General features: G+C 62.1%; 28 protein-coding genes and 1 pseudogene. 15 read left to right on the top strand and 14 right to left on the bottom strand.

Annotated elements, in window-relative coordinates:
* Positions 1-5 precede the first annotated feature (5 nt).
* Positions 6-263: a hypothetical protein gene (locus L1F31_RS01765; protein ID WP_265418996.1), complete on the bottom strand. Its 258-nt coding sequence runs from the start codon at positions 261-263 to the stop codon at positions 6-8.
* Positions 264-304: 41 nt separating this feature from the next.
* Entirely contained in the window at positions 305-553 is a 249-nt protein-coding gene (locus L1F31_RS01760; protein WP_265418995.1) for a hypothetical protein, read from the bottom strand.
* A 179-nt stretch (positions 554-732) separates the two neighbouring features.
* On the opposite strand from L1F31_RS01760, the gene L1F31_RS01755 reads away from it, so the two are divergent.
* Positions 733-2187, top strand: coding sequence for an NAD(P)/FAD-dependent oxidoreductase (locus tag L1F31_RS01755; RefSeq protein ID WP_265418994.1), 1455 nt, complete (start codon positions 733-735; stop codon positions 2185-2187).
* A gap of 202 nt (positions 2188-2389) precedes the next feature.
* Positions 2390-3580, top strand: coding sequence for a pyridoxal phosphate-dependent aminotransferase (locus L1F31_RS01750; protein WP_265418993.1), 1191 nt, complete (start codon positions 2390-2392; stop codon positions 3578-3580).
* A gap of 100 nt (positions 3581-3680) precedes the next feature.
* Here the strand turns inward: L1F31_RS01750 and L1F31_RS01745 are convergent, their stop codons facing one another.
* The 3 genes from L1F31_RS01745 to L1F31_RS01735 all read right to left on the bottom strand — a co-directional run bounded on the left by L1F31_RS01745 (position 3681) and on the right by L1F31_RS01735 (position 5423).
* Positions 3681-4331: a homing endonuclease associated repeat-containing protein gene (locus L1F31_RS01745; protein ID WP_258041828.1), complete on the bottom strand. Its 651-nt coding sequence runs from the start codon at positions 4329-4331 to the stop codon at positions 3681-3683.
* Positions 4332-4424: 93 nt separating this feature from the next.
* On the bottom strand, positions 4425-5096 hold the full coding sequence (locus tag L1F31_RS01740) for a small multidrug efflux protein (RefSeq protein WP_139906669.1): 672 nt from the start codon (positions 5094-5096) through the stop codon (positions 4425-4427).
* 177 nt (positions 5097-5273) lie between these two features.
* Entirely contained in the window at positions 5274-5423 is a 150-nt protein-coding gene (locus tag L1F31_RS01735; protein ID WP_167444002.1) for a hypothetical protein, read from the bottom strand.
* A gap of 153 nt (positions 5424-5576) precedes the next feature.
* Here L1F31_RS01735 and L1F31_RS01730 point away from each other — a divergent pair, with 153 nt between their 5' ends.
* On the top strand, positions 5577-6299 hold the full coding sequence (locus L1F31_RS01730; protein ID WP_208635000.1) for a haloacid dehalogenase type II: 723 nt from the start codon (positions 5577-5579) through the stop codon (positions 6297-6299).
* A 54-nt stretch (positions 6300-6353) separates the two neighbouring features.
* Here the strand turns inward: L1F31_RS01730 and L1F31_RS01725 are convergent, their stop codons facing one another.
* Positions 6354-6569 carry a hypothetical protein gene (locus L1F31_RS01725; protein WP_101545965.1) on the bottom strand — a complete coding sequence of 72 codons (216 nt, stop codon included), beginning with the start codon at positions 6567-6569 and terminating at the stop codon, positions 6354-6356.
* 54 nt (positions 6570-6623) lie between these two features.
* Complete coding sequence (locus L1F31_RS01720) at positions 6624-6806, bottom strand: hypothetical protein (protein WP_139906668.1); 183 nt, start codon at positions 6804-6806, stop codon at positions 6624-6626.
* 371 nt (positions 6807-7177) lie between these two features.
* Here L1F31_RS01720 and L1F31_RS01715 point away from each other — a divergent pair, with 371 nt between their 5' ends.
* Positions 7178-7642 carry an SRPBCC family protein gene (locus tag L1F31_RS01715; RefSeq protein ID WP_139906667.1) on the top strand — a complete coding sequence of 155 codons (465 nt, stop codon included), beginning with the start codon at positions 7178-7180 and terminating at the stop codon, positions 7640-7642.
* A gap of 70 nt (positions 7643-7712) precedes the next feature.
* Here L1F31_RS01715 and L1F31_RS01710 read toward each other — a convergent pair whose 3' ends face one another.
* The 5 genes from L1F31_RS01710 to L1F31_RS01690 form a co-directional block, all read right to left on the bottom strand.
* Complete coding sequence (locus L1F31_RS01710) at positions 7713-8012, bottom strand: biopolymer transporter Tol (protein ID WP_139906666.1); 300 nt, start codon at positions 8010-8012, stop codon at positions 7713-7715.
* Positions 8009-8491: a VOC family protein gene (locus tag L1F31_RS01705; RefSeq protein ID WP_180987777.1), complete on the bottom strand. Its 483-nt coding sequence runs from the start codon at positions 8489-8491 to the stop codon at positions 8009-8011. The genes L1F31_RS01710 and L1F31_RS01705 overlap by 4 nt, the downstream gene beginning before the upstream one ends.
* Positions 8488-8856 carry a DUF6841 family protein gene (locus L1F31_RS01700; RefSeq protein WP_139906665.1) on the bottom strand — a complete coding sequence of 123 codons (369 nt, stop codon included), beginning with the start codon at positions 8854-8856 and terminating at the stop codon, positions 8488-8490. The genes L1F31_RS01705 and L1F31_RS01700 overlap by 4 nt, the downstream gene beginning before the upstream one ends.
* 121 nt (positions 8857-8977) lie before the next feature.
* A complete protein-coding gene (locus L1F31_RS01695; protein WP_139906664.1) occupies positions 8978-10039 on the bottom strand; it encodes a 2,3-butanediol dehydrogenase in 1062 nt (353 codons plus the stop codon).
* A 244-nt stretch (positions 10040-10283) separates the two neighbouring features.
* Positions 10284-11879: an AMP-binding protein gene (locus L1F31_RS01690; RefSeq protein ID WP_139906663.1), complete on the bottom strand. Its 1596-nt coding sequence runs from the start codon at positions 11877-11879 to the stop codon at positions 10284-10286.
* A 198-nt stretch (positions 11880-12077) separates the two neighbouring features.
* Between L1F31_RS01690 and L1F31_RS01685 the strand changes: the two genes are divergently transcribed.
* The 3 genes and pseudogenes from L1F31_RS01685 to L1F31_RS01675 form a co-directional block, all read left to right on the top strand.
* Positions 12078-12878: a helix-turn-helix transcriptional regulator gene (locus tag L1F31_RS01685; protein ID WP_139906662.1), complete on the top strand. Its 801-nt coding sequence runs from the start codon at positions 12078-12080 to the stop codon at positions 12876-12878.
* Positions 12879-12971: 93 nt separating this feature from the next.
* On the top strand, positions 12972-13094 hold the full coding sequence (locus L1F31_RS01680) for a hypothetical protein (protein WP_258041827.1): 123 nt from the start codon (positions 12972-12974) through the stop codon (positions 13092-13094).
* 20 nt (positions 13095-13114) lie between these two features.
* Positions 13115-13414, top strand: a pseudogene (locus tag L1F31_RS01675) (helicase-related protein); the annotation flags it as partial.
* Positions 13415-13507: 93 nt separating this feature from the next.
* Here L1F31_RS01675 and L1F31_RS01670 read toward each other — a convergent pair.
* A complete protein-coding gene (locus L1F31_RS01670; RefSeq protein ID WP_139909648.1) occupies positions 13508-13765 on the bottom strand; it encodes a metal-sensitive transcriptional regulator in 258 nt (85 codons plus the stop codon).
* 190 nt (positions 13766-13955) lie between these two features.
* On the opposite strand from L1F31_RS01670, the gene L1F31_RS01665 reads away from it, so the two are divergent.
* Both L1F31_RS01665 and L1F31_RS01660 read left to right on the top strand, forming a co-directional pair.
* Complete coding sequence (locus L1F31_RS01665; RefSeq protein ID WP_139906660.1) at positions 13956-14141, top strand: hypothetical protein; 186 nt, start codon at positions 13956-13958, stop codon at positions 14139-14141.
* Positions 14142-14186: 45 nt separating this feature from the next.
* Entirely contained in the window at positions 14187-14375 is a 189-nt protein-coding gene (locus L1F31_RS01660) for a hypothetical protein (RefSeq protein ID WP_139906659.1), read from the top strand.
* Positions 14376-14402: 27 nt separating this feature from the next.
* Here the strand turns inward: L1F31_RS01660 and L1F31_RS01655 are convergent, their stop codons facing one another.
* Positions 14403-16289, bottom strand: a complete 1887-nt coding sequence (locus L1F31_RS01655; RefSeq protein ID WP_180987776.1) for a sigma-54-dependent Fis family transcriptional regulator — start codon at positions 16287-16289, stop codon at positions 14403-14405.
* A 323-nt stretch (positions 16290-16612) separates the two neighbouring features.
* On the opposite strand from L1F31_RS01655, the gene L1F31_RS01650 reads away from it, so the two are divergent.
* The 6 genes from L1F31_RS01650 (at position 16613) to L1F31_RS01625 (ending at position 26129) form a co-directional block, all read left to right on the top strand.
* Positions 16613-17518: an alpha/beta hydrolase gene (locus L1F31_RS01650; RefSeq protein WP_258041826.1), complete on the top strand. Its 906-nt coding sequence runs from the start codon at positions 16613-16615 to the stop codon at positions 17516-17518.
* 117 nt (positions 17519-17635) lie between these two features.
* Positions 17636-19282 (top strand): flavin-containing monooxygenase, encoded by a 1647-nt coding sequence (locus L1F31_RS01645; RefSeq protein WP_180987775.1) that lies wholly within the window; start codon positions 17636-17638, stop codon positions 19280-19282.
* Positions 19283-19442: 160 nt separating this feature from the next.
* The gene (locus tag L1F31_RS01640) at positions 19443-20507 is read left to right on the top strand and encodes an alcohol dehydrogenase (protein WP_139906657.1); all 1065 of its coding nucleotides are present in this window, start codon (positions 19443-19445) and stop codon (positions 20505-20507) included.
* Positions 20508-20737: 230 nt separating this feature from the next.
* Positions 20738-22120, top strand: coding sequence for an NAD-dependent succinate-semialdehyde dehydrogenase (locus L1F31_RS01635; protein WP_139906656.1), 1383 nt, complete (start codon positions 20738-20740; stop codon positions 22118-22120).
* A gap of 21 nt (positions 22121-22141) precedes the next feature.
* A complete protein-coding gene (locus L1F31_RS01630) occupies positions 22142-22897 on the top strand; it encodes a glucose 1-dehydrogenase (protein ID WP_265418992.1) in 756 nt (251 codons plus the stop codon).
* Between the two features lie 217 nt (positions 22898-23114).
* A complete protein-coding gene (locus L1F31_RS01625; protein WP_265418991.1) occupies positions 23115-26129 on the top strand; it encodes a DEAD/DEAH box helicase in 3015 nt (1004 codons plus the stop codon).
* The last annotated feature ends 14 nt before the right edge of the window (positions 26130-26143 follow it).

Raw genomic sequence — 26143 nt, 5'->3', positions numbered from 1 at the left:
AGCAGCTACCTCTCGTTCAGAGGTGTTGCGACGAACCCTTGAACCCAAGTGGTGAAAGCGCTGGGTTCCGACCAGTTGCCGATGGCGGTGAGAATGCTCGGCACTGCGAGTGTGAGGCCCGCGACTCCGAGACCGGCGAGCACGAGCCTCCAGACCAGTGCTCTGGGCGGTGCTGCCTGTGCCCAGCCTGACCAGATGAACGCGGCGAGGCCGAAGATCGCGCCGATCATGATGAGGTCGCGCGAGTATGCCACGTCGATCATCGTCGATCCCTTTCGTCCGTGCGGGCTGTCTTCGACACTACTCAACGAAGAGGATCCGCGCCCATGACGTTTTCCCGACTCCCTCGGCTCTGCGCGCCGCCGATGGTGCCGAGTTCGGCGAGTCTCGTCGTCACACTCGCCTCCCCCGCCGAGGATGTCGCCCCTTCCAGCCCCACCGATCCAACCGCGTCGGGCCCTCCCGCCGAGGCGGGCGAGACCTTCTGCCAGTCCTCGATCGGTTCGTGGCTGAGTGGGAATTCGTGGGTGTCGATCGGCTCCATTGCGCTCATGCGAACAGTGTAATCAGCGCAGCCACCCAAGTACCGCCGTGACGAAGAAATCAGTAGGCTGACGAGCTCGTTTCAGCACTCGATACAAAGCGGCGCAACTATTTACTTCACCTTGAGCGTGAGATAGAACTGTTTTCGTAGGCGACCGCATGGTCCGCCTCGAGTACAGGAGATGATCTGTGTCCTACTTCAATGGTGAAGCCTCGCACTGGCTGGCGGCCTCCCCCGCCGACGACGTCGACCCCGCCCCGTTGCCGCGCGAGAAACAAGATCTCGTCATCGTCGGCGGCGGGCTGACCGGCCTATGGTCGGCTTATTACGCCAGGCAGGCCCACCCCGATTGGGCGATCACCATCATCGAGGCCCGCCACATCGGCTACGGCGCATCCGGTCGCAACGGCGGATGGCTCTCTACCCTGCTGCCGGGCAATCGCACCAAGTTCGCCGAGGCGGTCGACCGTGCCCGGAAGGACGATCCCACCGGGCCGGTCGGCTCGGCGGGGCTCGACGGCGTGGCCAGCGTCAGCGCATTCCAGTCGGCACTCTTCGACTCCATCGACGAGGTCCTCGACGTCTGCGAGACCGAGGGCATCGATGCCCACCAAGTCCGCGGCGGTCATATCGACATCGCTCAATCGGAGGCCGGCTTGTCCCGGCTGCGCGATCTTGAGGCCGGCAATGAGCAGTTCGGATACGGGCCCGAGGATATGCAGTTCCTCGACGCCGAGGCGACTCGTGCCCGCATCAACGTCGACGGGGCGCTCGGCAGCCTCTACTTCCCCGGTACCGCCGCCATCGATCCTGCACTGCTCACCCGGGGACTCGGCCACGTGCTCAGGGAACAGGGCGTGACCATCTGTGAGGCCACCTCGGCGAGGCATATCCGAAAGAATTCGGTCGCCACGGACCGCGGGCCGGTGCACGCGGACACGATCTTCGTGTGTCTCGAGGGGTATTCGGACACGGTCGGCGGCGACCTGCCGGGCCTGCAGGGACGGCAGGTCATCCCGGTGTTCTCGTCGATGATCGCAACCGAGCCGCTGCCGGGCGACGCGTGGGCGTCGATCGGCTGGGAGGGGCGCGAATGCCTCGGCGACACGGCGCACACGTTCATCTATGCCCAGCGCACGGCTGATGGCCGGATCGCGCTCGGCGGCCGTGGGGCGCCTTATGCTTTCCGGTCGGGCCTGCCCGGTGACGGTGAGGTCCCCGCCGAGGTGGTCGACCTGTTGGCCGGGCGCCTGTCCTCGCTCTTCCCGGACCTCGAGTTCGAGGTTGCGCATGCCTGGCGCGGTGCGCTCGGGGTGACCAGAGACTGGTGCGCCGGCATCTTCTTCGACCCGACACAGCGCATCGGGGTGGCCCGCGGCTATGCCGGGCACGGGGTGACGGCGACTCATCTGGCGGCGAAGACCCTGCTCGATCGGGCCGCCGGGGCATCGACGCCCTTGACCGGGCTGCCGTGGAACGACCACTTCTCCGGACAGTGGGAGCCCGAACCGATTCGCTGGTTGGGCATCCGGTCGATGTACAAGATCTTCGGCCTCGCCGATGCGTGGGAGTCAGCGACCGGGGCGAAGAAGACGAGCCTGCTCGCCCGGTTCGGGTCCCGGCTGGCGGGGTTGCACGAGTAAGCGGGGCGGGGCTCCACCAGTCCTACCAGCTCCACCAGATCGGTGAAACTGCATCAGCTCGGTGCAGGGACCAAGCCGGCGCAGTTTCACCAAGCTGGATATCGAACCAAGGTGGAGCAGCGCATGGTGAACGCACGGCCGCCCCGGTCTCGCCTCGTGACCGGCTCATCCCGCACCCGAACGACAGGAGGACACTGACAGCATGACGGACACGCACCCTCGCATCTCCCCCATGGCCGCTTCCTACCCCGCCTCGAGCATCCGCAAGATGTTCAACCTCGCCCTTGACTTCCCCGATGCCGTGAAGCTCACCGTCGGCGAGCCGGACTTCACCACTCCGACGCACATCAAGGCGGCCGGCATCCGCGCGATCGAGAACGACAACACCCGCTACGTCGCCAATGCAGGCATCCCCGAACTGCGGCAGGCGATCGCCCGGAAGTACTCGAATCGGTGGAATCGCAGCATCGCCCCCGAGAACGTCATGGTCTCCTTCGGCGCGATGGAAGCGCTCACCTTCGCCCTCGACGTCACTGTCACCCCAGGGGATGAGGTCATCATTCCCGACCCGAGCTTCCCCAACTACATGGGTCAGGTGCACCGCCTTGGCGGGGTCGCCGTGTCTGTGCCCGTCACCGAGGACAACGATTTCAAGCTCCGCGCCGAGGATGTCCGCGCCGCTATCACGGACAAGACCGCGGCCGTGATCATCAACAGTCCGTCGAACCCTTTGGGTTCGGTCATGGATCGGGCCGACCTCGAGCAGATCGCTGCGCTGGCCGATGAGCACGGGTTCACCGTCATCTCCGATGAGGTCTATGACGAGATGGTCTTCGACGATGCCGTCTTCACATCCATCGCCGAGGTGAAACCATCCACCGCCGAGGTGGGGGCGGAGTTCGATCGGTTCCTGGCCATCGGCAGCTTCTCGAAGACCTATGCGATGACCGGTTGGCGGTGCGGTTTCGTCATCGGTTCGCAAGATTTCATCGCGCCGATGGCACTGCTGCAGGAGGGCCTGACCTCGAGTCTGCCCGGGTTCGTCCAGGAGGCAGCGGTCGCCGCAATCGAGGGACCGCAGACCGCGGTCGATGAGATGGTCGCTTCGTATGCCAGGCGGCGTGAGCTCATGGTCGAGCGCATCAACGCCATCGAGGGCTTGAGTCTGCTGCGCCCGGCGGCGACGTTCTATGCCTGGGTGAATGTGTCCGAGTGGGGATTGGACTCTTGGGAACTGGCGACCCAGCTGCTCGAGAAGCACAATCTCGCGACCATCCCCGGTTCGGCCTTCGGCCCGGCCGGCGAAGGCTACCTGCGTCTGACTTTCGCGGTGTCGGACGAGACCATCAACACGGCGTGCAACCGGCTGGAGGCCTTCGCCGCTGGCCGGTGATGCCAGGAGTGTTGAGCCACCGAGCGCTCAAGTTACCGTCGACCGCGCATCGCATTGCGTGAGCGGTCGGAGGGAAGATGCACGGTCGCTGATCCGCACCTCACTCCACCGCGGCGAGCGCTGAATTCCAGCTTCCGTAGAACTTCCGGACGGCCGCGGCCGAGGGCACCTCGCCCTTATGCTCGGCGGCGTATTCGGTGTAAGCCTTGTAGGTCGCGGCGGTCCCGCGTGATTCGCAGTCGGCGAGGAATTCGGCAATCGCCTTGTCGTACGCTGCTGAGTCGAAGCGCAGCTGCCCCTTGGCTCGGCCGATTTTGTTCGTCGCCAGCCCCGCCGCCTTGAGCGCTTCGTTCCAGGACCCGAACCTCTGCACCGCGGTCTGACTGGTCGGCGGCCAGATGGTCGCCCCCTGCGCTGAGGTCGCTCCGAGGCCGTCGAGCACCGTTTTGCGCAGCTTGTCGTACCCGCTCGCGGTCAGACTTGGGACCTCCGCCCGGCCGCGGACGTACGCAACTGCTGCAGCCACCTCGGCGAGGGTGGAAGTCACGGACGTCCCTGAGTTCTCGAGTTGGACGGTCAGTGCGGACTCCACCTCCGCGAGGGTCTCCCGGTCGCTGGGACTGAGCTTCGCCGGGTCGGCGCTCGCGGGGATCCCCGGCGCGCCGGTGGAATCGAGGCTGCGGGCGGTGACGAATAGCAGCGCACCGAGCACGGCCAGCGACGAGGTGTGGGTTCTCCCGGTATCAGACATTCATCCCATTGTACGATCCCAGATCCACGATCGCGCCGACAAACGGAAGCGGATGCACCCGATCACGGACGATCTCTCCGCCGGCGCTCAGCCTCAGCCTCCAAGCAGGGCGAGCGAACCGGTGGCGATGAGCGTGGTCAGGGTCGTCCAGGCGATGATCGCGATGCCCTGCCACAGCAGGATCCACGAGGTCTTCACACCGGCACTGACGAGGATCGTCGAGGTGATCTGGGTGGGAATCGCCAGCGGCCCGAGCAGGCTCGCACCGGGAACGCCGAAGCGGGTGAGGAACCTCTTGAACTTGACCCGCCCCTTGGACTCGGGCTTCCCGCCTTCACCGAGGTGGCCCTCCGTCACCGTGTCACCTGCGGTGGCAGCGGCGGGAGAATCAATCGACGATGGGCCGACGGGAGCATCGATCCCTGACCGATCGGTTGCAGCGGTCGACTGCGCAGGCTCAGCCGTCGCGGCGTCGGCGAACCCGCCTGCCCCGACGGCCGCGAGCTCTCGTTTTTCGCTCTGACGATTCACGACGGCGCGGCGGGCCCGAGCTCCGAGGAGCACGACGACGGTGACGCAGATGAAGTTGCCGACGGCCCCGGCGATGCCGGCTAGTACGGGATTCATCCCGGCCCAGACTCCGATGATCGAGGAGATCTCACCTTCGATGAAGGGGATCGCCCCGGCAGCCGCGATGATGAATGGCTGAAACAGGTCAGGAACCTGAGCGGCGAGACCTTGGAAGAAATCGATGATGGGGTTCACGGTGTCCTCCTGAACGTGATCGGCAGATCCCGGCCCGGAAGAACCGGATCTGATGGTTGATACGTTCAGTACAGACTGTGTTCTCAGAACAGGGTCAAGCCCTCATCGTCTGACCCAGCGAATCCTCAGTTATCTTCCCCAGCCGTTGTATTCGTCTCTCCGCCTCAGCCCCCTGCCTCAGCCCTCTTCCGCCGCGGCAACGTCCTTGATGAAGGCGATGAACCGCTCACGGTCGGCGTCCGGGATATCGAGATTCGGGAAGACAAAGATGAAGGAATCGTATTGACCGTGGTTCCGGTCAGACGCGCCAATTCGCTCGTGCTCCATCCCACGGTCAGGTCCTTCCGCCGATGCCGTGTGGTCCAGTGTCGATGAGGTCCTCGTCGACTCCCAACACCGCTCAGTCTAAGCGGACGGACTGACATGGCGAGCGGGAGAACCGACGTGGACGGTCCGATCCACGCGGACTACCGTGTAACCATGACAGCAGGATTCGATTCGGTCGAGGCCCTCGTCTTCGACATGTTCGGCACCGTCGTCGACTGGCGCAGCAGTGTGTCCGCCGAGGTGGCCGTGCACTTGCACGATCATGTTCCCGATTTCGTTCCACTTGAGTTCGCCGATGCCTGGCGCGCCGAATATCAGCCGTCGATGGAGCGGGTGCGCGATGGTGACCGGGAGTTCGTTCGTCTGGATGTGCTCCACCGGGAGAATCTCGAGACCGTGCTCAGGGGTCTCGACGTCGATCCGGACTCGATTCCCGCGCCGGTCCTCGACGAGACCAATCTTGCGTGGCACCGGCTCGATCCGTGGCCGGATGCGATCGCAGGATTGACCCGCTTGAAGGAGCAGTTCATCATCGCCCCGTTGTCGAATGCGAACATCCGGTTGGCTCTCGACGTCGCCAAACGTGCTGGTGTTCCCTGGGATGCGATCCTCGGCGCCGAGGTGGCGGGAGCCTATAAGCCGGACCCCGACGCGTATCTGCGGACCGCCGAAATCCTCGGTCTCGAACCGCATCAAGTCGCCATGGTCGCCGCGCACAACAGTGATCTCGCCGCAGCACAGTCCCTCGGGCTGCGCACGGCTTTCGTTCGTCGCCCCACCGAGCATGGACCCGATCAGACCATCGATCTCGAACCCACGGGGGACTGGGACATCATTGCCGAGGACTTCGAAGACCTCGCTGACCGGATCGTCTGACGCATCGCCTCGATCGGGTGCTGGGCCGGCAGTACCTGCAGAACGCCGATGCGCCTATTTCAACGGCTCCAACCCACACCACTCGGCGGTGAAGAGAGCGATGGTCTCCGTGATGTTGCGGACGGACTCAATGTGGACGCGCTCGTCGAAGGCATGGATGTCGAGGGATCGGGGGCCGTAGGTCAGAGTCGGCCTCGATCCGTAGTTCGTGTACACCCGGCCGTCGAGGTAGCCCGGCGTGGTGAACGACTGCAGGGGGAGGCCGAACACGTCCCGGTGGGCCGAGCCGAGGACGGCCTCAGCTTCTCCGCCTTCGTCGAGTCGCTATCCTGCGGTGAAGAAGCCGGTTCGCTCCAGGCGTGGCAGGCGACTGTCCTGACCGCGCCGGGCGATGCTCGCGTGCCGAACGTGCTCCTGAATCTCTTCCCACGCCTGTCCCGGGTCGAGTGTGCGCAGGTCGGCGATCACGTCATTTGTCGCGTCGAAGGCGTTGAAGCCCTTGCTCATCTCCGGGACATGACTCGGTTTCCCCTCGACACGAACGGTGAACCAGATGACTCCGACGTTGGTTCGAGGGCGGAGCAGTCCAATTCTCCAAGGGTCCGGTCGGAACGACATCCACATGACCTTGCAGGATCAGCGATCGGCCTTGCGAGACTGCCGGCCGATAGCTGCCTACGATGTTGAAGTCTTCGTCGTAGGGCACGTACCTCTGTCGGCTATTCTGCATTCCTCAACGAGGATCCGGAAGACCAGCCACATTTGCTGTCATTGGTTGCGCACCCCCTCCCCTCATTCGGAACCAGGGTATACCGTGGGCCACAGGGACGGGTCGACCGGCCCGTACTCCAGCCACCATCTGACGAAAGGTGACAAGCATGAGTGAGACGAGCATCAGCGCTTCCCGCACGATCGATGCCCCCGTAGAGGACATCTTCCGAGTCCTCTCCAATCCAGAACGTCATGCCGAGATCGACGGCTCGGGAATGGTCCAGTCGGATGACAAGACCGATCGCATCACCGAGACCGGCCAAGTGTTCACGATGAACATGCACTGGGACAAGATGGGCGGCGACTACAAGACCGACAATCATGTCATCGGCTTTGAGGAGAACAAGCTTCTCGCCTGGAAGACGGCACCGGCCGGTGAAGAGCCACCGGGTTGGGAGTGGGTCTGGGAGCTCAAGTCCCACAGCCATGACTCGACCGAGGTCTCCGTGACCTACGATTGGAGCGCTGTCACCGACAAGGAGGTGCTCAAGCAGGTCGACTTCCCGGCCGTCAGCGAAGAGGACCTCGAATCGTCCCTCGGCAATTTGGCAGCCGCGGTGTCCGGAGTCTGACGCCCCGCAGCAGCGCGTGCCCCCGGGCTGCTCACGCCTGATGAGGCTGATGAGGCGGCCCTGTTCGAGCTCACCGCAGTTCGTTCAGGGCCGTCTCCGCGCGTTGCCGGCGGTCTTCGACTGACATCTCCCACCAATACTCGCCGCGTTCGCCGAGGCCGTGCTTCGCGACATTCACCCTCTGTCTCGCCTCCGCGAGATCATTCTCAGCACCCCGCTTCTTCGCCTGCTTGACGGCATTCCTCGCAGCGCCGAGGTGACCCTTCAGTTCCTCGATGACGCTGGGTTCCAGTGTTGGGTCGGTTCGTCGCCACCGGCGTCCCTTTACGATCAGCCACCGCTCGTCATCATTGTCGCTGTTCTCGCTCATGCGACGAATATGCAGAACGGATGGCCGGAGGGATCGGTGAAGACATACAGCGGTTCGTCCTCATCGTGGGTACGCTCGACGCGCAGTTCGGCGCCCAGGCCTTCGGCTCGCTGCCTCTGTCGTTCCAGCGTGGTCCGGTTCGGCACCGTGAGGTCGAGGTGCATCTGCATGGGGATGTCCGTTGCCGGCCACGTCGTCGGTTTAAGGCGATCAACCAGTTGAAAAGCGAGCTTCCGGTTCCCACTCGCATCAGTGAGCACCAGCCAGTCAGGGACCTCAGGCTCGGCACTCGTCCCTGAACTGCGACCGTCGGTCGGTGCGTCTCCCGGGCGATAGACGTAGCCGAGCAGCTGCCGGTAGAACTCCGCGAGCATCCTCGGTTCGGTCGTATCGATGACTGTGTGCAAAAGCTCAGGAAGTCCAGTGTCCTCCGCCTCACCCGTCACTTGCGAGCCCTTCTCACCCGATTGCCCCGTCATTCGAGCTCCAACGGCGTGAGCACTGCGATCTTCCAACCAGCATCGGTGCGCACCAGCTGATACATGTTCCGCTCGTCGGGGGCTCCTCCCAGGTACTTCCACGTGAAGTCGGCCCAGATGCTGTGCTCGGACGATGACGCCACCGTGACATCAACGTCGACCTCGGTGACGCCCGAGTACTGCCCGAAAGCACTCGCGAAGAAGGTCTCTGTCTGAGCGGCATCAGTGACGAGGAGCCGCTGCCCCGGGAATTCGATGAGCGCCGGAACCGCGTAATGATCGGCGATCGTCGCGGCATCCCGATCGAGCAGCGCACGGGTATAGGCGTCGAAGAACTGTGTGTGAACCTCGCTGTTCTCATCCATGCGCCGACTGTACCGCTCGAGCCTGACACCGCCCCTGAGACTCCCGGGTGCAGCCACGGGACGCCCACCGATCCGGTGCGCGTCCCGATGCGACTGTCTCGGCTAATCGAGAGTTTCTGACTCAACTCATCGAGACGAGGATCTTCACCTCGTCGAGGCTCTTCGTCAGGCGCTCGAATCCGTCGCTGACGATATCGTCGGCGAGGATCTTCGAGGTGATGAACGGAGCCAGATCGACCTTGCCCGAACGGACGAGTTCGATCGCCTCGGCGTGATCATCGGCATAGCCGACGCTGGCACCGAGGGTCCGATCCTGCATCATCAGTTGGCTGGTTAGATCGACCTCGACCGGTTTGCCATGGATGGCGATGACCTGCAGGCGACCGGTGGCGCCGAGCACGTCGAGCAGCTGGCCGACGACGGGAGCGGCACCGGCGGCGTCGAACGCAACGTCGGCCATCGCACCCGAGGTCTGCTCCGACACTATCGCCTTGAGGTCTTCGCTCGTCGGGTCGACGACGACATCGGCGACGCCTGAGCTCTGCGCCTTCTCGCGACGGACCTGCGAGACCTCGCTGATGATCGTCTTCAGTCCCTTGGCCTTGAGTACGGCGGCGACGAGGAGGCCGATCGGTCCTGCTCCGCCGACTGCTCCGACCTGTCCCTCGGCGGCCGTCGTCTGCTTGACTCCGTGGAGCGCCACAGCGAGAGGCTCGATCATCGCCGCCTGGTCCAGCGGAATATCACCTACCGGGTGGACCCAACGGGATTCGACGACGATGTGCTCGCTCAGACCGCCGCCGAGGCCGGAGATGCCGATGAAGCCCATCTGCTCGCAGAGGTTGTACGCACCGCGCTGGCAGGCAGGGCAGGTTCCGTCGACCATCAGCGGTTCGACGACTACCGAGTCACCGACCGACAGACCTTCGACACCTTCGCCCAGCTCTTCGACGACACCGGAGAACTCGTGGCCGAGCACCACCGGAAGGGTCTCTCCCGATAGCGGATGGGCATCCTCGGTGGTGGGGGCGGGCGGAATCGGACCGTCATGGTACAGATGCAGGTCGCTGCCGCAGATTCCGTTGTAAGCAGGGGCGATCTTCACAGTTCCTGGGCGGGTTTCGGGCTCGTCGATCTCCTCGACTCGCAGATCCTCTTTGCCGTAATAGCGGACTGCTTTCATTATTGGACACTCCTTCGACTCGAGGTCGGTCGGAGCCGGAATGTTCCGATCGACCGTTCACTTCAGACCGTACCCCCGCCCCGTATCGCCGGCAAAGAAATCCCGGGGAAGGTGAGCAACGAGACAGTGGCCCCGACTCACCGAGGCGGCTCCGGACTCAAACACGCCAGTGGCTCTGGGGCTCCGGACAGTCACGCCGAGTGCCCAACCCACACTCGCACTTACGGGCAGGCGAAGACACGGTTCACAGCTCCATGTCACGCAGGACGAAGCGCTGAACTTTACCGCTGGGAGTCTTGGGCAATTCGTCGACGACGTGGACACGGCGCGGGTAGGCATGCGCTCCGTACGTCTCACGGACTGCCTGCTGCAGGCGGTTCACGAGTTCCTCAGCCGACTCCTCACGATCGACGACGACAAAGGCCTCGATGACCTCGCCGCGGATCTCATCCGGACGCCCGACGACAGCCGCCTCGACGATGGCGTCATCCGTGACGAGAATGCTCTCGATGTCGAATGGGGAGATGCGGTAGCCGGCCGCCAGGATCACGTCGTCATCGCGCGAAGCGAAGAAGAAGTTGGTTCCGTCGCAACGCCCGACGTCGCCGGTGAAATACCAATCGCCGTCCTCTGTGAAGCGCTCCTTCGTCTTCTCCGGATCGCCGACATAACCGGTGAACCACATCAGTGGACTGTCCGTGACGGACAGGGCGATCGCATTCCCGACCGTGCCGGCGACGAATCCAGGCAATGCCTGCCCCATCGAGTTCGGAGCTGCATCGGAGATGAGACGCTCATCCCATGGGTTGCAGATCGCCATTCCCTGCTCGGTCTGACCCCAATGGTCACGGACGGTCACACCCAGGGCATCCGGTGCCCAGTCGACGACATCGGAGGTCAGAGGTTCGCCCGCCGAGGAAGCCACGCGCAGCGATGGGTTCGCCCTTACTCCGTCCTTCTTCAGCGCCCGGTAAACCGTCGGTGCCGCGGCCACATTCGTCACCGCGAGCTCCTTGAACAGACGCCCGGTGGCTTCCGGGGAGAAGCGTCCGGCAAAGAGGATGTTGGGTTTCCCAACGGCCAAAGGACCGACGATGCCGTAGTAGAGACCATAGGCCCAACCGGGGTCCGCGGCATTCCAGAACACGTCCTTGTCCGTCACGTCGAGACCGTAGCGCATGTATGCGATGAAGGCGCCGATGGCTCGGCCGGGGACACCCACTGCTTTCGGGCTGCCGGAGGTTCCGGACGTGTAGAGCTGCAGGAACAGCCCGTCGCCACCGACTGCCTCGGCGGTGTCGATCGGCTCGTGAGCATCGATCGCGCGGTCGAGCTCGTCCCCGGTGGAGAGAACCGGAATGTCGATGCCGTCGAGCTTGACCTGCTGGTCGACGTCAGCAACGATGAGCGAAGCTTCGGCTCCATTGACGCGGACAGCGATCGCGGGACCTGCGAATGCCGTGAAGAGCGGGACTTCAATGGCCCCCAGCCGCCACAGCGCCACCAGCACGATCGGAAGCTGCACCGTCTTCTCCATCAGCACCCCCACGCGCGATTCGCGTCCGACGCCGAGTTCCTGAAGGTGGCGAGCCAGCCTGCGCGAACGATCCGACAGTTCTCCATAGGTCAGCCGCTGGGGTTCGAAGCGATCATCGACGCAGATGAATGCGGTGTCGTCGGCCGGGTGAGCATCGCAGAGGACGTCCGCGACGGACAGGGCCGCGCTTGAATATGTCTCCTTGAGGTTCTCCACCTCAGCTGCGATCTCCGGGTGCGACTGCCACGGTGCCGTCGCGGTCTGACGTGATTCCTCGGCGTTGCCTGCGTTCGTATCGTCCATCTGCACTCTCCTTTGGTGTCTGCATGTGGGAAGTTGAGTACACCGAAAAGTCCGGAGCACTCGCGGTTCCAGTCTTTGCTGGCCCCTGATTGAGGCCATCGTAGATAATGGACGGTGAACTTCACTACCCTCCAAAGAGGGGTTCGACGCGAAGATTCTGAACGAGAACAGGGCCCTCACCCGATAGGAGCAGCGACCGTGACCACGATTCGAGCCGACCGGATTCGACGCTCGCTCGATACCATCCGAAAGCAGACAGGCGTGTCCCTGTCCTTCGGCGGTGAGGTCACTGGGTCTCGCGGCCTTGCGCTGCGTCACTTCTCCGGTCATACGGTCGGCGCACTGCCCGGAGTCGAACTGGCCTATGACGCGGGTCTCGGGGGACGGACCGTTGCCCAACGCCGCCCGATGGTCCTCGGAGACTACGTCGAGTCCAGAACGATTTCGCATCAGTACGACACGGTGATCAAGGCAGAGAGTCTGCGTGCCATCGCCTCCGCCCCGGTCGTCATCGACCGTGAGACATCTTTGGTCCTCTACGTCGCCTTCCGCAACGACAATTCCATCGCCGATCGCATCATCTCCACGCTCATGGATGAGGCCCGCGCCCTGGAACACGATCTCCTCATCGCCGATCGGCATGAAGCCGATGATGCTGCCGGACCCCTACGCGCCCGGCTGCGGCGCGCACATGCCGAACTCTGCGAACTCAGCACCGTCATCGACGATCGCGAGCTGCGGGATTCCCTGCGCCCCATCGCCGATAACCTCAGCGGATCGATACTCGACGCAGGTGACGGGCAGACCGTCCTGACCGCCCGAGAAACCGATGTGCTCACACTTGTTGCTACTGGGCTGACCAATCAGGAGATCGCAGACCGCCTGTCTCTCACTCTGCTCACCGTCAAGGCCTATATGAAGGCGATCATGGCCAAGCTCAATGCCCGCTCACGAACCGCGGCCGTCACCAGCGCCCAAGCCCGCGGGCTGCTGCTCTGAACCGAACCGGGAGCAGAATGCCCGCCGCAGGATGTCCTGCCCGACGCGGCCGCCGCCACGCCCCATGTCACCGCGCAATGAGAAGATGGCTAGGTGCCCGAGACCTCCCCGACCACCGGTTCCGCCATCCCCGCCGATTGGCGTGATGCCTTCGCCCCACTCGCCGAGGCGGCTCCGCACTCGCATACGCCTCTGGCCTCGATGTTCGGGTCGTGACCGAGTCGACGCGGGCGCGCGGGATCGCCCTCGCCGAGGAGGACTACGTCTTCCTCATGGATCCGTGGTGGAACCCCGCCTCGGAGAATCAGGCGATCGACCGGGCGCACCGGATCGGTCAGACGAAGAACGTCATGGTCTACCGCTACGTCGCCGAGGGCACAATCGAGGAGAAGGTGCTCGCCCTGCAGAAACGCAAGGCCGAACTCTTCGACGAACTCATGTCCGATTCCGGCACCTACGAGGGTCGCGGCCCTGGCGGTCAGGCCTTCAGCCAGACTGTGACCGCTGCGGATATCAAGGGGCTGCTCGAGGGGTAGGAGCTCTGCAAGGATCAGCAGCCTTGCGAAGTGCCACTCACCTACGTCTGGTCGCTCCCCCACCGACCCCGTCAGACCATTGAGACGACCATGTCAGGCCATTGAGAGGAAGAGCTTCTCGAGTTCTTCTGTGCGCACTTCGTCCTCGTCGCCTTCGAGGCATTCCCGCAGCGCCGTCGAAATAATGAGGAATCCCGCCCGATCGAGGGCCTTCGATACCGCAGAGAGCTGATGGATGACGTCGCGGCAGTGGCTTCCGTCCTCAACCGCGGTGATCACCGCGCCGAGCTGCCCCTGCGCCCGGCGCAGTCGGTTGAGAACCTTCTTCTGCGCATCGGGATCGGCGAGCATCCTCTCACCCGGGTCGCAGTCTGCCCCTGTCGGCTCAGTCGGGGACGTGTCGCGTTCGCTCATCGTCGTCCTTTCACGTTCACTGCTTTGACTTCGACTATACCCCTATGGGTATATTTATCTACATACCCCATGGGGTATGTAAACCCAATAATATCTAGGCCAATAGTGGCCGAAGAAGGAGTCAGATATGTGTCGAGCAGCGACGTGCCGAGTGTGCGGAAAGACCACATGGGCAGGATGCGGACAACACATCCAGTCAGTGAAGAGCACCGTTCCGGCCGGCCAGTGGTGCAACGGCAAGCACACTCAGGCCGAAAAGGATGCGGCTCGAGCTGCCAAGCCCGGCTTCTTCGCCCGTATCTTCGGCCGCTGACCCCGCGACAGTCCACCCACCCCTCGGTCACGGAAAGAGGGCTCCATGCTCCTCGAGCGCATATTCGATGCCGATCTCGCCCACGCCAGCTACCTCACCGTCTGCCAAGCCGCCGACCAGCGGAGCTTCGACAAGTTCCCATACATTCTCAACTACACCGGAGAAATCACAACTGAGTCAGAAACTGTCCGCTCCAGCCGACCACAAGGACATTTCCTCTGCCTCAACGACTGACGGCTTTCCAGGGGAGCTGCAGCAGATTCAACCGTCGATTTTCAACGCGCGCAGCTTCCGATACAGAGTCGTCCGTCCAATTCCGAGCAGCTCAGCTGCACGCGCCTTATTCCCTCCCGCGTCCGCAAGCGCAGACTCGATCGCGCTCCGTTCTGATCGTTCGTAACGACTCAGAGAAGCTCGTGTCGCTCGCTGAATCTGCTGGGGAAGGTGGTCCACGTCGATGGCTCCACCACCGGCAGCATGGTCTGCCGATTTGAGGGTTTCGATGAGCTCTGTGACGTTACCTGGCCAATGCCACGCCATGAGTGCACGGAGCGCGGCAGAACTGAATTTCAGCGGCGAGTCTCGAAGAAGGATCTCCTCCCCAAGGGATCTGATGAAATGCGGGAGCGCAGTCGGCACCTCCTCGAGAGACGGAACCTCAACCTTCGGCACAATAGTCCTCGCCTCACTGAAGCGGAGTTCTTCAGCACAATCGGTGAGCTCCACCAGGAAGAGCAGCTGACGGTCTGTCCCGCGCCTATTCTCTCTGTCCCAGACGTCGACCAATCGCGACCGGTCTCTTCGACTCAGCATATGAGAGTCACCGACGACCACGCTGTGCCCCGCTGCAAGCGCCCGCTCAACCTCAGCAACAATTGTCTGCTCTCCGGGCCTCTGATCGGGGTCAGGACAATCTTCTGCGCGCATTCCTCGGCGACCCGGCACAGACTCGATGAGCATCGGGGCCTTGCCCGTCTCTGCTGTGATCCAAGCGGTCGCCTGGTACCGGCGACCCGCCCCCGGCCGACCGCTCACTTGAACGACGCCGCCCTGCGCCACTGCCTTTCCCAAATCACGACGAACCGAGACATACGCGTCACTGCTCTGCCTGGTGATCTCGTCAGCTTCATCTCTCCATCGAATATCGAAACCTCGTTTTGCCCCTTTCCAAATTCCATCGTCTCTGTTCGCCCTTGCTTTGCCGCCGAATGGCTGATCAGCTGAAAGCCGATCTATCGACTCTGTCTCACCCTGACTGACAAACTCAATTGCCCAGATCGAATCGTAGGCGTGACCGCTGCGGCCGAGCACACGAACGATCCCGACACCGGGCACTGGCACATCAAACGATCCCGCGCCTGATCGGTTCCTCTGGATGCAGTCCCAAATGACTCCATGTTCCTCCGGCCCGATATACGGAAGTACCGCCTGACCAGCCATGACAATCTGAGAACTCACCACAGCGACTTGATGGCCTGCACTTCGCCAACGCCTGTACATGCGTGCCAGCTCTAGCGCGTGGGAATCAGCCTGGACCTCAATTTCATCGCTGATCTGCCGTGCCAACTGCCTTGTCATAGAAAGCATGAGTTCGTTAGCTGACCGGGACGGCGCGGCCAATGAAATCGATCCCATGATCCGCCCGGTGAGCGGATGTCGCAGTGGCGCTCCGGCACAAGTGAGATCAGACAGTGACTCATTGAAATGAGCAGCACCGTGAACGTAAACGGCGTCTTGAGATTCGACCGGCGTGCCCAACCCGTTCGTCCCCAAGCTGGTCTCCGAAAAGTCGAATCCCTCGGCTGCGTGCACACGGTCAAGCAGCCGCATCGATTGAGCTGAAGTGCCACGCCGGCCTAGTATCCACCCCTGGTGATCGGCCAGAACGATCGTCATGTTCGCATCTGCCAGACTCGCCTGCCACTGGTCGAGAACGGGATTGGCCACGCGCAGCAGAGTCGCCTCAGGGTCGATTTCGGTGACCAGCCTGGGCTCCGCGTCCGGTTGCACTTTCAACGAGGCAGACCGACGCCAGCTTCGCTCAATCTCGTTAGGCACAAGGTCAGAAGAGAAGCGCACATCGTGCAATCCGATCCTGAGCAGATCTTCGCGAGCCTTCCTGACTTCGTCGTTCGAGTTGGCTATCACTTTCGTCCTTGTATCCACGTCTGCAATCAGACTTCGGTCAGCACCCGGGAAATTCGGGGTCGACATCGACCATTACACCGTGATCCAGGTCACTACATATTAAGGGTTGCCCCCTCCCAGTGTCCCCAACCAGGGAAGACCGATCGTGTTTCATATCGGAACACTCCCTCATTCGACGGGATTTCTAGCATGGTACACACACCCCTCGAGCAGAGGCAGCGCGGCCGTCCTGAACCAGGTTTGGCTGCGCCCCTGCCAACGCTCGAGGTCCAGCCCGAAAGGTCGCCAAAAGGGTGACCAACTCACACGAAGGAGTGCGTACAGTGGCCGCTACCAATATTCCGCAGGATATCCTCAAAGATCTCTACGCCGAGTGGGATTCTCTGATGGCAGAGAACCCTGCGATGTCTATGAGGATGCTTCGATCACTATTCGACGAATGGCACCAGCCGACATCCGAGCCTGAAAACGTCACTTACAAAGAAGACGCTGTCGGAGGCGTAAGCGGAATCTGGTGCCTTCCGGCCGGTGCCGACCATTCTCGCGTCCTCCTCTACACTCATGGCGGCGGATTCGCAGTCAGCTCTGCATCCAGCCATCGCAAGTTGGCCGGCCACGTCGCCAAGGCACTCGGCGTCACTGCCTTCGTCTTGGACTACCGGCGCGCCCCGGAACACCCTCATCCCGCCCAGGTCGAAGATGGGGTTGCGGCCTTCGAAGGTCTTGTCGCATCTGGAGTATCGCCGGACCGCATCACCACGATTGGTGACTCTGCAGGCGGCAACTTGGCGATCGCCATTCCGCTTGCGCTCAAAGAGAAAGGCGGCCCGCTCCCCGAGAGTGTCATCGCGTTCTCCCCGTGGCTCGATATGGAAAACCTCGGTCAGACTCTGAGCACCAACAATGATACGGATGCGCTCATCACGCCGGAGCTCCTCGAAGGAATGATCGCCGGCGTCCTCGGAGAGTCGGTCGACCCGAAGACACCTCTTGCCAATCCTCTCTATGCCGACGTCACGGGCTTTCCTCGCATCTACATCAATGCAGGAAGCGTCGAGTCTCTCGTCGACAATGCAACGCGGTTCGCTGATCAGGCCACGCAGGCCGGTGTCGACGTGACGCTGTCTATTGCTGAGAATCAGCAGCATGTCTTCCCGATCGCGGCCGGCCACAGCGACGTTGCCGACGAAGAAATCGTCCGCATCAGCAAGTGGTATGCGTCCGCCTGAACCTCCCTGCTTGATATCTCGAAATCTCTGCCATCCAGCGTTCATCTGTCCTGGCAGTTCCGAAATATCGCCCGCCGGCTGTATCCGCCGGCCATCAAAACTGAAAGAGCAAACACCATGATCGAAACACATTCCGAAGCTGCAGAAACAACCGTCACGGAAATCGATGCGGTCGTCATCGGGGCCGGGTTCGGCGGGATCTACGCGGTCCACCGACTCGCCAATGAAATGAACATGAGCGTCATCGGCATCGAAAAAGCTGGAGGACCTGGAGGCACTTGGTACTGGAACAGGTACCCCGGAGCCCTGTCAGACACAGAGAGCTTCGTCTATCGATTCTCCTTCGACAAAGACCTGCTGCAAGAGGACACCTGGGACGAGTCGTACCTGACTCAACCTGAGATTCTTGAGTACCTCAATCGGGTGGTGGACAGGTACGATCTGCGCCGTCATTTCACCTTCGGAGTTGAGGCTACGTCAGCAGTATTCGACGAGAACACAAGTCGTTGGACTGTGACGACGGACTCCGGCGCCGTCTATCGCGCGAAGTACATCGTCAATGCCGTGGGACTCCTGTCGAAGATCAACACTCCCGACATTCCCGGCGTGGATGATTTCGACGGCGAACTGCTTCACACCGGGGCCTGGCCCGAGGGCATCGATCTCTCACAGAAACGAGTAGGAGTCATCGGCTCAGGATCGACGGGCACTCAGGTCGTCACCGCGCTCGGCAAGGTCGCCAGCCACCTCACCCATTTCATTCGTACGCCTCAATATTCGGTTCCGGTAGGAAAACGCCCTGTCTCTGACGCCGAAATCGCGGAGACGAAACGCAATTTCGACGCCATCTGGGATCAGGTATACAGCTCGAATGTCGCTTTCGGCTTCGAAGAGTCGACGACGCCGGCATCGTCGGTGTCAGAGGAGGAGCAGCGCCGTGTGTTCCAGTCAGCATGGGAACGCGGCAATGGCTTCCATTTCATGTTCGGCACGTTCTCTGACCTGGCAGTCGACGAAGAGTCGAATGAGGCCGCAGCAGCGTTTATCCGTTCGAAGATCGCAGAGACAGTGACAGATCCGGAAACGGCCCGCAAACTGACCCCTCAGGGCCTCTATGCTCGCCGCCCGCTCTGCGATGACGGTTTCTACCAGACCTTCAATCAGGACAATGTCGATGTCGTCGCGCTCCGCGAAACACCGATCAGCAAAATCACGGCAGATGGCATCGTCACCGACGACGGCACATTGCATGAGCTGGACGTCATTGTCTTCGCCACTGGATTCGACGCTGTCGACGGCAATTACCGAAAGATGGAAATTCGCGGGCGAGGCGGCAAACATATCAACGACCGCTGGGATGGTCATCCGGACAGCTTCCTCGGTATCGCATCTGCAGAATTCCCGAACTGGTTCATGGTGTTGGGCCCCAACGGTCCATTCACGAACCTGGTTCCCAGTATCCAGACGCAGGTGGAGTGGATCACTGATCTGATCGGGTACGCAGAGGAACATGGCATCTCCTCGATCGAGCCGAAAGAGGAAGCCGTCGAGGAATGGACAGACACCTGCACAACGATTGCCAACGCGACAGTTTTCGCAAAGGTCGATTCGTGGATCTTCGGCGCAAACATTCCCGGGAAGAAGCCATCGGTCCTCTTCTATCTCGGCGGATTGGGCAACTATCGCGCCAAGCTCGATGAGGTTGCCAAGAGTGGATACAGCGACTTCGCCATCAAATACGAGCCCGTATCACAGTCGGCCTGAGGCAGAGCATCATCCCTGACTCGCCCGGCCGAATTCGAAGTGGTCGCAGAATCCCTGGTGCCGAGGCGGTTGCACCGCCTCGGCACCACCAGATGCGACTTCACCGAGAGGCGACGACGGATGCCAGAACAATGTCCGCAGAAGGAACAGAGGACAAGATATGAAAGCCTTTGCTATTGAGAAGATCTCGAGTCCTGTCTCGGAGATCGAGTTGAGCACCCCTACCCCGGTGGATCACCAAGTGCTGCTGAAAGTTACACACTCGGGTATCTGCCACACCGATACCCATGTTCAAGCCGGGGGTTACGATCTCGGTTCCCGGGGCTTTATGTCCATGACGGACAGAGGGTTGACCCTTCCCGCAGTGATGGGGCATGAAACCGTCGGAGAGGTCATTGCTGTCGGCGATTCTGCAGATGAGTCACTTATCGGGGAGAAGCGGCTGGTCTTTCCCTGGATCGGCTGCGGAGAATGTGGCCGGTGCCTGGCCCATCAGGAGAACTACTGTGACAGCAGCCAAGCACTCGGGATCTTCCGACCTGGCGGTTTCGCCGAAGAGATACTCGTACCCCATGAAAAATACCTTGTCGATATCACTGGTCTCGATGCTGCTTGGGCAGCCACGCTCGGCTGTTCAGGAGTCACTTCATATTCCGCAGTTCGGAAGGCACGAGAGTTTGCGGCCCCTGACGAAACAATCGCCGTGATCGGTGCCGGTGGGGTCGGACTGATGGCAATCGCGATGCTCAGCGCCGTAGGTCACCGGAATATCGCAGCCGTTGATGTCAACGATGAGAATCTCCGGGCGGCGCAGAAACTGGGTGCCACGACAATCGTGAATTCTTCCGATGGCGAAGGATCCGCAAAGCTCAAGAGCCGGGCCGGCGGACCCGTCAGCGCAGTGATCGACTTCGTCAACACCGGCGAAACAGTGACTTTGGGATTTGACGCACTGACCAAGGGCGGCATCTGTGTGCTCGTCGGATTGTTCGGCGGGGAGTTCGTCATGCCGACTGCTGTAACAGCGCTCAAAGCCCTCACCGTGCGAGGTAACTACGTGGGCAGTCTCGACGAGCTGAAAGACGTCGTGCAGCTCGCGAAGCGCAGCGACCTGCCGAAGATCCCCATCAGTCCCCGACCTCTGAACGCCGAAAGCATCAACTCTGGACTGGACGACCTTCGCGCCGGAAAAGTGCGAGGGCGGATAGTGCTCCATTCGAACTGACGACGCTCAACGGCACAGCAGGAGACGACTTCTCCGGCGCGCCGCGGGCGCCAGCGTCATCTCATCCGACTCGGTCGGATCCGCCAGGGCCGTGTTATACAAGTCCGATTTCGCTGTCGTCGCGAGCCCAACCAGTGGCAGCTTGTTCCGCATTGGAACAGCGGCGGCATGCACCACAGCCCTAATGTTTTTCACACCTGCAACCGGCATTCTTCAGAGAGGACACCAACGTGGCTGTCTACAGCACTATCAATCCGGCGACCGGACGGACGCTCGCCACTTTCGACGAGATCTCGGATTCCGCATTACAGTCGATCATCGCCTCCAGTGAGGAGGCCTACCACTCGTGGCGCACCAGAGAGACAACCGATCGAAAGACGATCCTCGCGCGAATCGCACAACAGCACCGCGACTCCAGCGAAGAACTGGCAAACCTCATCACAATGGAAATGGGCAAGCCAGTCGCACAAGCCCGCGGCGAAGTGGAGCTGTCCGCACAGATCTACCAGTATTACGCCGACAACCTCGATGAGCTCCTCGCCGAGGAGCATCTGGAGATATCAGGATCAGGGACCGCAGTGGTACGCACGGAGCCCATCGGCCCGCTGATTGGGGTCATGCCCTGGAATTTTCCCTACTATCAGGTTGCCCGCTTCGCCGCACCAAACATTGCATTGGGCAATTCGATCATCGTCAAGCATGCTCGCAACTGCCCCCAGGCTGCACAGAAGATCGAGGAGACGCTGACTTCTGCGGGGCTTCCCAAAGGCGTCTACATCAATGCATTCATCTCCTCGACGCAGGTCGCAGATGCCATCGCCGACCCCCGGATACAGGGAGTATCGCTGACAGGGTCCGAACAGGCCGGCGCCGCAGTCGCCGAAGTCGCCGGTCGCAATCTGAAGAAGTGCGTACTCGAACTCGGAGGTTCGGATCCGCTTCTCGTCTTCGACGACGCCGATCTCGAAGAGGCTGCTCAGGCTGCAGCGGCGAACCGCCTCTTCAATGCAGGTCAAGCCTGCACTGCCACCAAACGGATCATCGTCCACACGGCCGTGTACGACGACTTCGTCTCAATGCTCGCCGAGCGTATGACGGCGTTCGAGCCGTCCGACCCCACGATGACCGAGACGAATCTGGGACCGCTGTCCTCTCAGCAAGCGGCAGCCGAACTCGACGAGATCATCGGACAGGCAGTATCTGCGGGAGCTTCGGTCGTACTTGAGGGCGGCGCTGCCGAAGGAAACGAAGCATTCTACTCACCCACGCTGCTGGCCGACGTCGACCCGACGATGGATGTCTACAATACGGAACTCTTCGGGCCAGTCGGAGTCGTCCATCAATTTGAGACTGAAGAGCAGGCCATTGATTTGGCCAACGACTCCCCATACGGTCTCGCCGCCAGCATTTTCACCGAAGACATGAGTCGGGCAAGTCGTGTGACCGGCGCTCTGGAGACTGGAATGGTGTGGATCAACAGCACGTCGAAAAGCTCACCTGAACTGCCATTCGGCGGCGTCAAACGGTCTGGGTACGGCCGAGAACTGTCCCATTACGGGTTCAACGAATTTGCCAACAAAAAGCTGGTCCGCAATACGCGGGTCCAGGACTAACACATAAGAAGGGAACCGATCATGAGCTTAAGACTCGAGGGCAAAGTCGCCATCGTCACCGGCGGAGCGCAGGGAATGGGGCGCACACATTCACAGCTCTTGGCCGAACACGGAGCAACAGTCTTCGTCACTGACGTCAACGACACCGGCGGCGAGGAAACTGTCCGCCTCATCGCAGACGCCGGCGGCCAAGCCTCCTTCGTCCACCATGACGTTTCCGAATCCTCAGACTGGGACCGAGTTGTCAAACAAGTCGTGGATGCTCACGGACGAGTAGATGTCCTCGTCAACAATGCCGGCGTCCTGGCATTCAAATCGCTTCAGGACACGACAGAAGCGGAGTGGGATCAGATCATCAATATCAACGCCAAGGGAACCTTCCTCGGCTGTCGGGCCGTCCGGCCCGCGATGCAGAATTCCGCCGCTCCGTCGATCGTCAACATCTCGTCGATGTACGCGATCATCGGCGCGCCCAATGCAGCTGCCTATGAAGCATCGAAGGGAGCAGTCAGATCGCTCACCAAGGCTGCTGCCGTCGATTTCGCAGACTCGGGCATTCGGGTGAATTCTGTTCACCCCGGAGTGATCGACACGGCCATGACGAGTGACATCCTCGCCGACCCTGACGGCGCCAAAGCCCTTCTGGGACCGACCATTCTCGCCCGTGCTGCACAGCCTGAGGAAGTGTCCAACTGTGTCCTCTTCCTTGCGTCGGACGAATCTTCGTTCATGAATGGGTCCGAAATGGTCGTCGACGGCGGGTACATCGCGCAGTAGTACCGCGCACCTGCAACACAACAGAATGCGAATTGCGCTGATCGGTGATTTCGGCTCGAGCTCGTTCTACAGCGAACCGAGTCCGATGTCGCCGATCAGCGCATCAGTTTCACTTCGCCAGATACCAGCACGGACGATCCTTCCGACATCCCGACGTCCAAGCAGGCCCTTACCCTGCCCCACGCCTCGTGTCACCGCGCAATGAGAAGATGGCAAGGTGCCCGAGACCTCCCCGACCCCCACCGCCCTCCCCGCCGATTGGCGTGATGCCTTCGCCCCACTCGCCGAGGCGGCTCCGCACTCACACACACCCGTGGCCTTGGGATTCGAGCTCGTCCAGGTCATCCCCCGCACTTGGTTCGAAGCTCAGCACTCCGTCCTCCTCGACAAGGACGACGTCACCCCGGGCGCGAATCCGAGCCTCGCGATCCGTCCGCTCATGCTCAGCGAGTCCGGCAACTGGGTGAAGAAGTCCCTGACCTGGCGCACCATCGACCGCATGGCCCGGCAGTTCGACATCGACCCGGCCCACCAGGAATGGTTCACCCAACTCGCGGGACTGCGCACCCGCGGGAAAACGGACTTCACCCCCGACGGGGCGCCGTACCACCTCGGCGATTTCCGCACTCCCCTGCTGTGGGATCACTTCACGCAGGGGACGAAGCTCGGCATCGAATTCGTCGGCATCAATCCGGATATGATCGTCCGCATCGGGCACAGCGCGAAGGCCGCGATCGATATCCGCCGCAGCCAGAACCGCCTGCAGGTGCAGACGCGGGCAACGATCGACGAACGCGAATACGCCCCCGGACTGATCAAACCCATCTGGACGCACGGCTTCTTCGGCATCGACATCACCAGCGGTTTCACTGTCACCCTCGCCCCCGCGGAGACCCCGACGAAGGAATCCGCGCTGCCCGTGCTCCAATCCCCCGGGCCGATCACGATCCCCGCGGCCGAGGCCGAAGAGTTCTTCGAGGAGTACTACCCGCAGCTGCGCTCCAGCGCCGAGGTCATCAGCAGCGACGCCACCGTCACCTTCCCCCAATACGGCCGCCCCCGCCTCGTCGTCTTCGCCGCCTTCGGCGCCGGCGACAAACTCTCCTTGCGCTGGTACTGGGAATACCAGGGGCCCCGCCGCACCTTCCCCGTCATCGACCGATTGAGGCTCAGCGCCGCCTCGGCGAGGGAATATGCGGAGCAACGCGAACTCGACTTCGAAGATGCCGTCGTCGCTGAGGTCGACAAGCTCCTTGCCGACACCCACGAAACCGGCTCCGCTCTACCGGGCATCAAGGACGTCGAACTCGACGACGCGGACACCGCGGACTTCGTCGTCAACGTCCTGCCCGGGCTCGAAGAGATCGAGCACGTCAAGGTCATCACGCGCGGGAAGAAGCAGCCCTACCGGGAGCTCGGCAGAGAACCGAACGTGAAGATCACCTCGGTCGAGTCGGAGAAGAACGACTGGTTCGACCTCGGCTTCCAGATCAGCATCGACGGCCGCCCGGTCCCCTTCGTCAAGCTGTACAAGGCCCTGGCGGCCGGGACGAAGAAGATCAAGCTCTCCGACGATTCGTTCCTGTCGCTGAACAAGCCCATCTTCGACAAGCTCAAGGCCCTCCTCGCCGAGGCGGACCTCATTCCCGAATGGGAACCCGGAGCACCGAAGATCTCCCGGATGCACGTGGGCCTGTGGTCGGATTTCGAGGACCTCGCCGACGAGTCAGAACCCGCCGTGACCTGGCAGGAATCGGTCCGCGCATTGGCCGACCTCGAGCACCTGCCCGCCACCGAGGTGCCCGACCTGAACGGTGCGAAGCTGCGCCCGTATCAGGTGCAGGGCTTCCGGTGGTTGGCGCTGCTGTACCGGTGCCGCCTCGGCGGAATCCTCGCCGACGACATGGGCCTGGGCAAAACCCTGCAGACGCTCGCACTCATCAAGCACGCGAAGGCGAGCACCCCCTTCCTCGTCGTCGCTCCCACCTCAGTGGTCCCGAACTGGGTGAAGGAGGCCGCCGCGTTCACCCCTGACCTCGACGTTCGCGTCGTGGCCGAGTCGACGCGGGCACGTGGGATCTCCCTCGCCGAGGTGGCTCGCGGTGCCGATGTCATCGTCATGTCGTACGCGATGCTGAGGTTGGAGGAGACTCCGATCTCGCGGATGGAGTGGGCGGGCCTCATCCTCGACGAGGCCCAGTTCGTGAAGAACTCCTCCGCACAGACGCACCTGGCGGCGAAGGAAGTACGGGCACCGTTCCGGCTCGCGCTGACCGGAACACCGCTGGAGAACTCGCTCAAGGACGTGTGGGCGCTGTTGTCGATCACGGCACCCGGACTGTTCCCGTCACCGCACCGGTTCGAGGAGGAGTACGTCCGACCGATCGAATCGGGTGAGAACCCGGGACGGATGCAGAGGCTGCAGCGGAGGATCCGCCCATTCATGATGCGTCGGACGAAGGACCTCGTCGCCGCGGATCTGCCGGAGAAGCAGGAGCAGGTCATCTCCGTCGAGCTCAATTCGGCGCACCGGAGACTCTACGATCGGATTCTACAGAAGGAGCGGAAGAAGATCCTCGGCTTCATCGACAGCGAATACGACAAACAGCGGTTCATCGTCTTCCGGTCGCTGACGCTGCTGAGGATGCTCGCACTCGATCCGTCCATCGTCGATGCCGAACATGCCGAGGTTCCATCGTCGAAGCTGGCTGCGCTCTTGGAACGGCTCGACGATGTCATCGCCGAAGGCCACCGGTCGATCGTGTTCAGCCAGTTCACGTCGTTCCTGTCCAATGTCGCTGCCGAGCTCGATCGCCGCGGCATCCCCTATGTCGTCCTCGACGGAACGACGCGGAATCGCGGGGCCGTGGTTGATGCGTTCCGCTCGGGTGAGGCGCCGGTGTTCCTCATCAGCCTCAAGGCCGGCGGGTTCGGGCTCAACCTCACCGAGGCGGACTACGTCTTCCTCATGGATCCGTGGTGGAATCCTGCCTCGGAGAATCAGGCGATCGATCGGGCACACAGGATCGGGCAGACGAAGAACGTCATGGTCTATCGCTACGTCGCCGAAGGCACGATTGAGGAGAAGGTGCTCGCCCTGCAGAAGCGCAAGGCCGAACTCTTCGACGAGCTCATGTCGGATTCCGGCACCTATGAGGGTCGCGGACCCGGCGGCCAAGCCTTCAGCCAGACCGTGACCGCCGCGGACATCAAGGGGCTGCTCGAGGGGTAGGGGCCTTAGGCACG

This window comes from Brevibacterium spongiae (assembly GCF_026168515.1).
In the GTDB taxonomy this organism is placed as follows: Bacteria; Actinomycetota; Actinomycetes; order Actinomycetales; family Brevibacteriaceae; genus Brevibacterium; species Brevibacterium spongiae.
Note: the sequence above shows the minus strand (reverse complement) of the source record. Positions and strands in the feature narration are given on the sequence as shown.

What these genes read in the sequence shown, in the direction of transcription:
- L1F31_RS01765 (WP_265418996.1), bottom strand. Translation starts at nt 263, where the DNA reads ATGATCGACGTGGCATACTCGCGCGACCTCATCATGATCGGCGCGATC.
- L1F31_RS01710 (WP_139906666.1), bottom strand. Translation starts at nt 8,012, where the DNA reads ATGAGCGAGAACAGCGACAATGATGACGAGCGGTGGCTGATCGTAAAG.
- L1F31_RS01745 (WP_258041828.1), bottom strand. Translation starts at nt 4,331, where the DNA reads ATGTCTGATACCGGGAGAACCCACACCTCGTCGCTGGCCGTGCTCGGT.
- L1F31_RS01730 (WP_208635000.1), top strand. Translation starts at nt 5,577, where the DNA reads ATGACAGCAGGATTCGATTCGGTCGAGGCCCTCGTCTTCGACATGTTC.
- L1F31_RS01695 (WP_139906664.1), bottom strand. Translation starts at nt 10,039, where the DNA reads ATGAAAGCAGTCCGCTATTACGGCAAAGAGGATCTGCGAGTCGAGGAG.
- L1F31_RS01670 (WP_139909648.1), bottom strand. Translation starts at nt 13,765, where the DNA reads ATGCTCGCCGATCCCGATGCGCAGAAGAAGGTTCTCAACCGACTGCGC.
- L1F31_RS01720 (WP_139906668.1), bottom strand. Translation starts at nt 6,806, where the DNA reads ATGAGCAAGGGCTTCAACGCCTTCGACGCGACAAATGACGTGATCGCC.
- L1F31_RS01750 (WP_265418993.1), top strand. Translation starts at nt 2,390, where the DNA reads ATGACGGACACGCACCCTCGCATCTCCCCCATGGCCGCTTCCTACCCC.
- L1F31_RS01700 (WP_139906665.1), bottom strand. Translation starts at nt 8,856, where the DNA reads ATGGATGAGAACAGCGAGGTTCACACACAGTTCTTCGACGCCTATACC.
- L1F31_RS01715 (WP_139906667.1), top strand. Translation starts at nt 7,178, where the DNA reads ATGAGTGAGACGAGCATCAGCGCTTCCCGCACGATCGATGCCCCCGTA.
- L1F31_RS01760 (WP_265418995.1), bottom strand. Translation starts at nt 553, where the DNA reads ATGAGCGCAATGGAGCCGATCGACACCCACGAATTCCCACTCAGCCAC.
- L1F31_RS01640 (WP_139906657.1), top strand. Translation starts at nt 19,443, where the DNA reads ATGAAAGCCTTTGCTATTGAGAAGATCTCGAGTCCTGTCTCGGAGATC.
- L1F31_RS01735 (WP_167444002.1), bottom strand. Translation starts at nt 5,423, where the DNA reads ATGGAGCACGAGCGAATTGGCGCGTCTGACCGGAACCACGGTCAATAC.
- L1F31_RS01690 (WP_139906663.1), bottom strand. Translation starts at nt 11,879, where the DNA reads ATGGACGATACGAACGCAGGCAACGCCGAGGAATCACGTCAGACCGCG.
- L1F31_RS01630 (WP_265418992.1), top strand. Translation starts at nt 22,142, where the DNA reads ATGAGCTTAAGACTCGAGGGCAAAGTCGCCATCGTCACCGGCGGAGCG.
- L1F31_RS01665 (WP_139906660.1), top strand. Translation starts at nt 13,956, where the DNA reads ATGTGTCGAGCAGCGACGTGCCGAGTGTGCGGAAAGACCACATGGGCA.
- L1F31_RS01645 (WP_180987775.1), top strand. Translation starts at nt 17,636, where the DNA reads ATGATCGAAACACATTCCGAAGCTGCAGAAACAACCGTCACGGAAATC.
- L1F31_RS01660 (WP_139906659.1), top strand. Translation starts at nt 14,187, where the DNA reads ATGCTCCTCGAGCGCATATTCGATGCCGATCTCGCCCACGCCAGCTAC.
- L1F31_RS01705 (WP_180987777.1), bottom strand. Translation starts at nt 8,491, where the DNA reads ATGACGGGGCAATCGGGTGAGAAGGGCTCGCAAGTGACGGGTGAGGCG.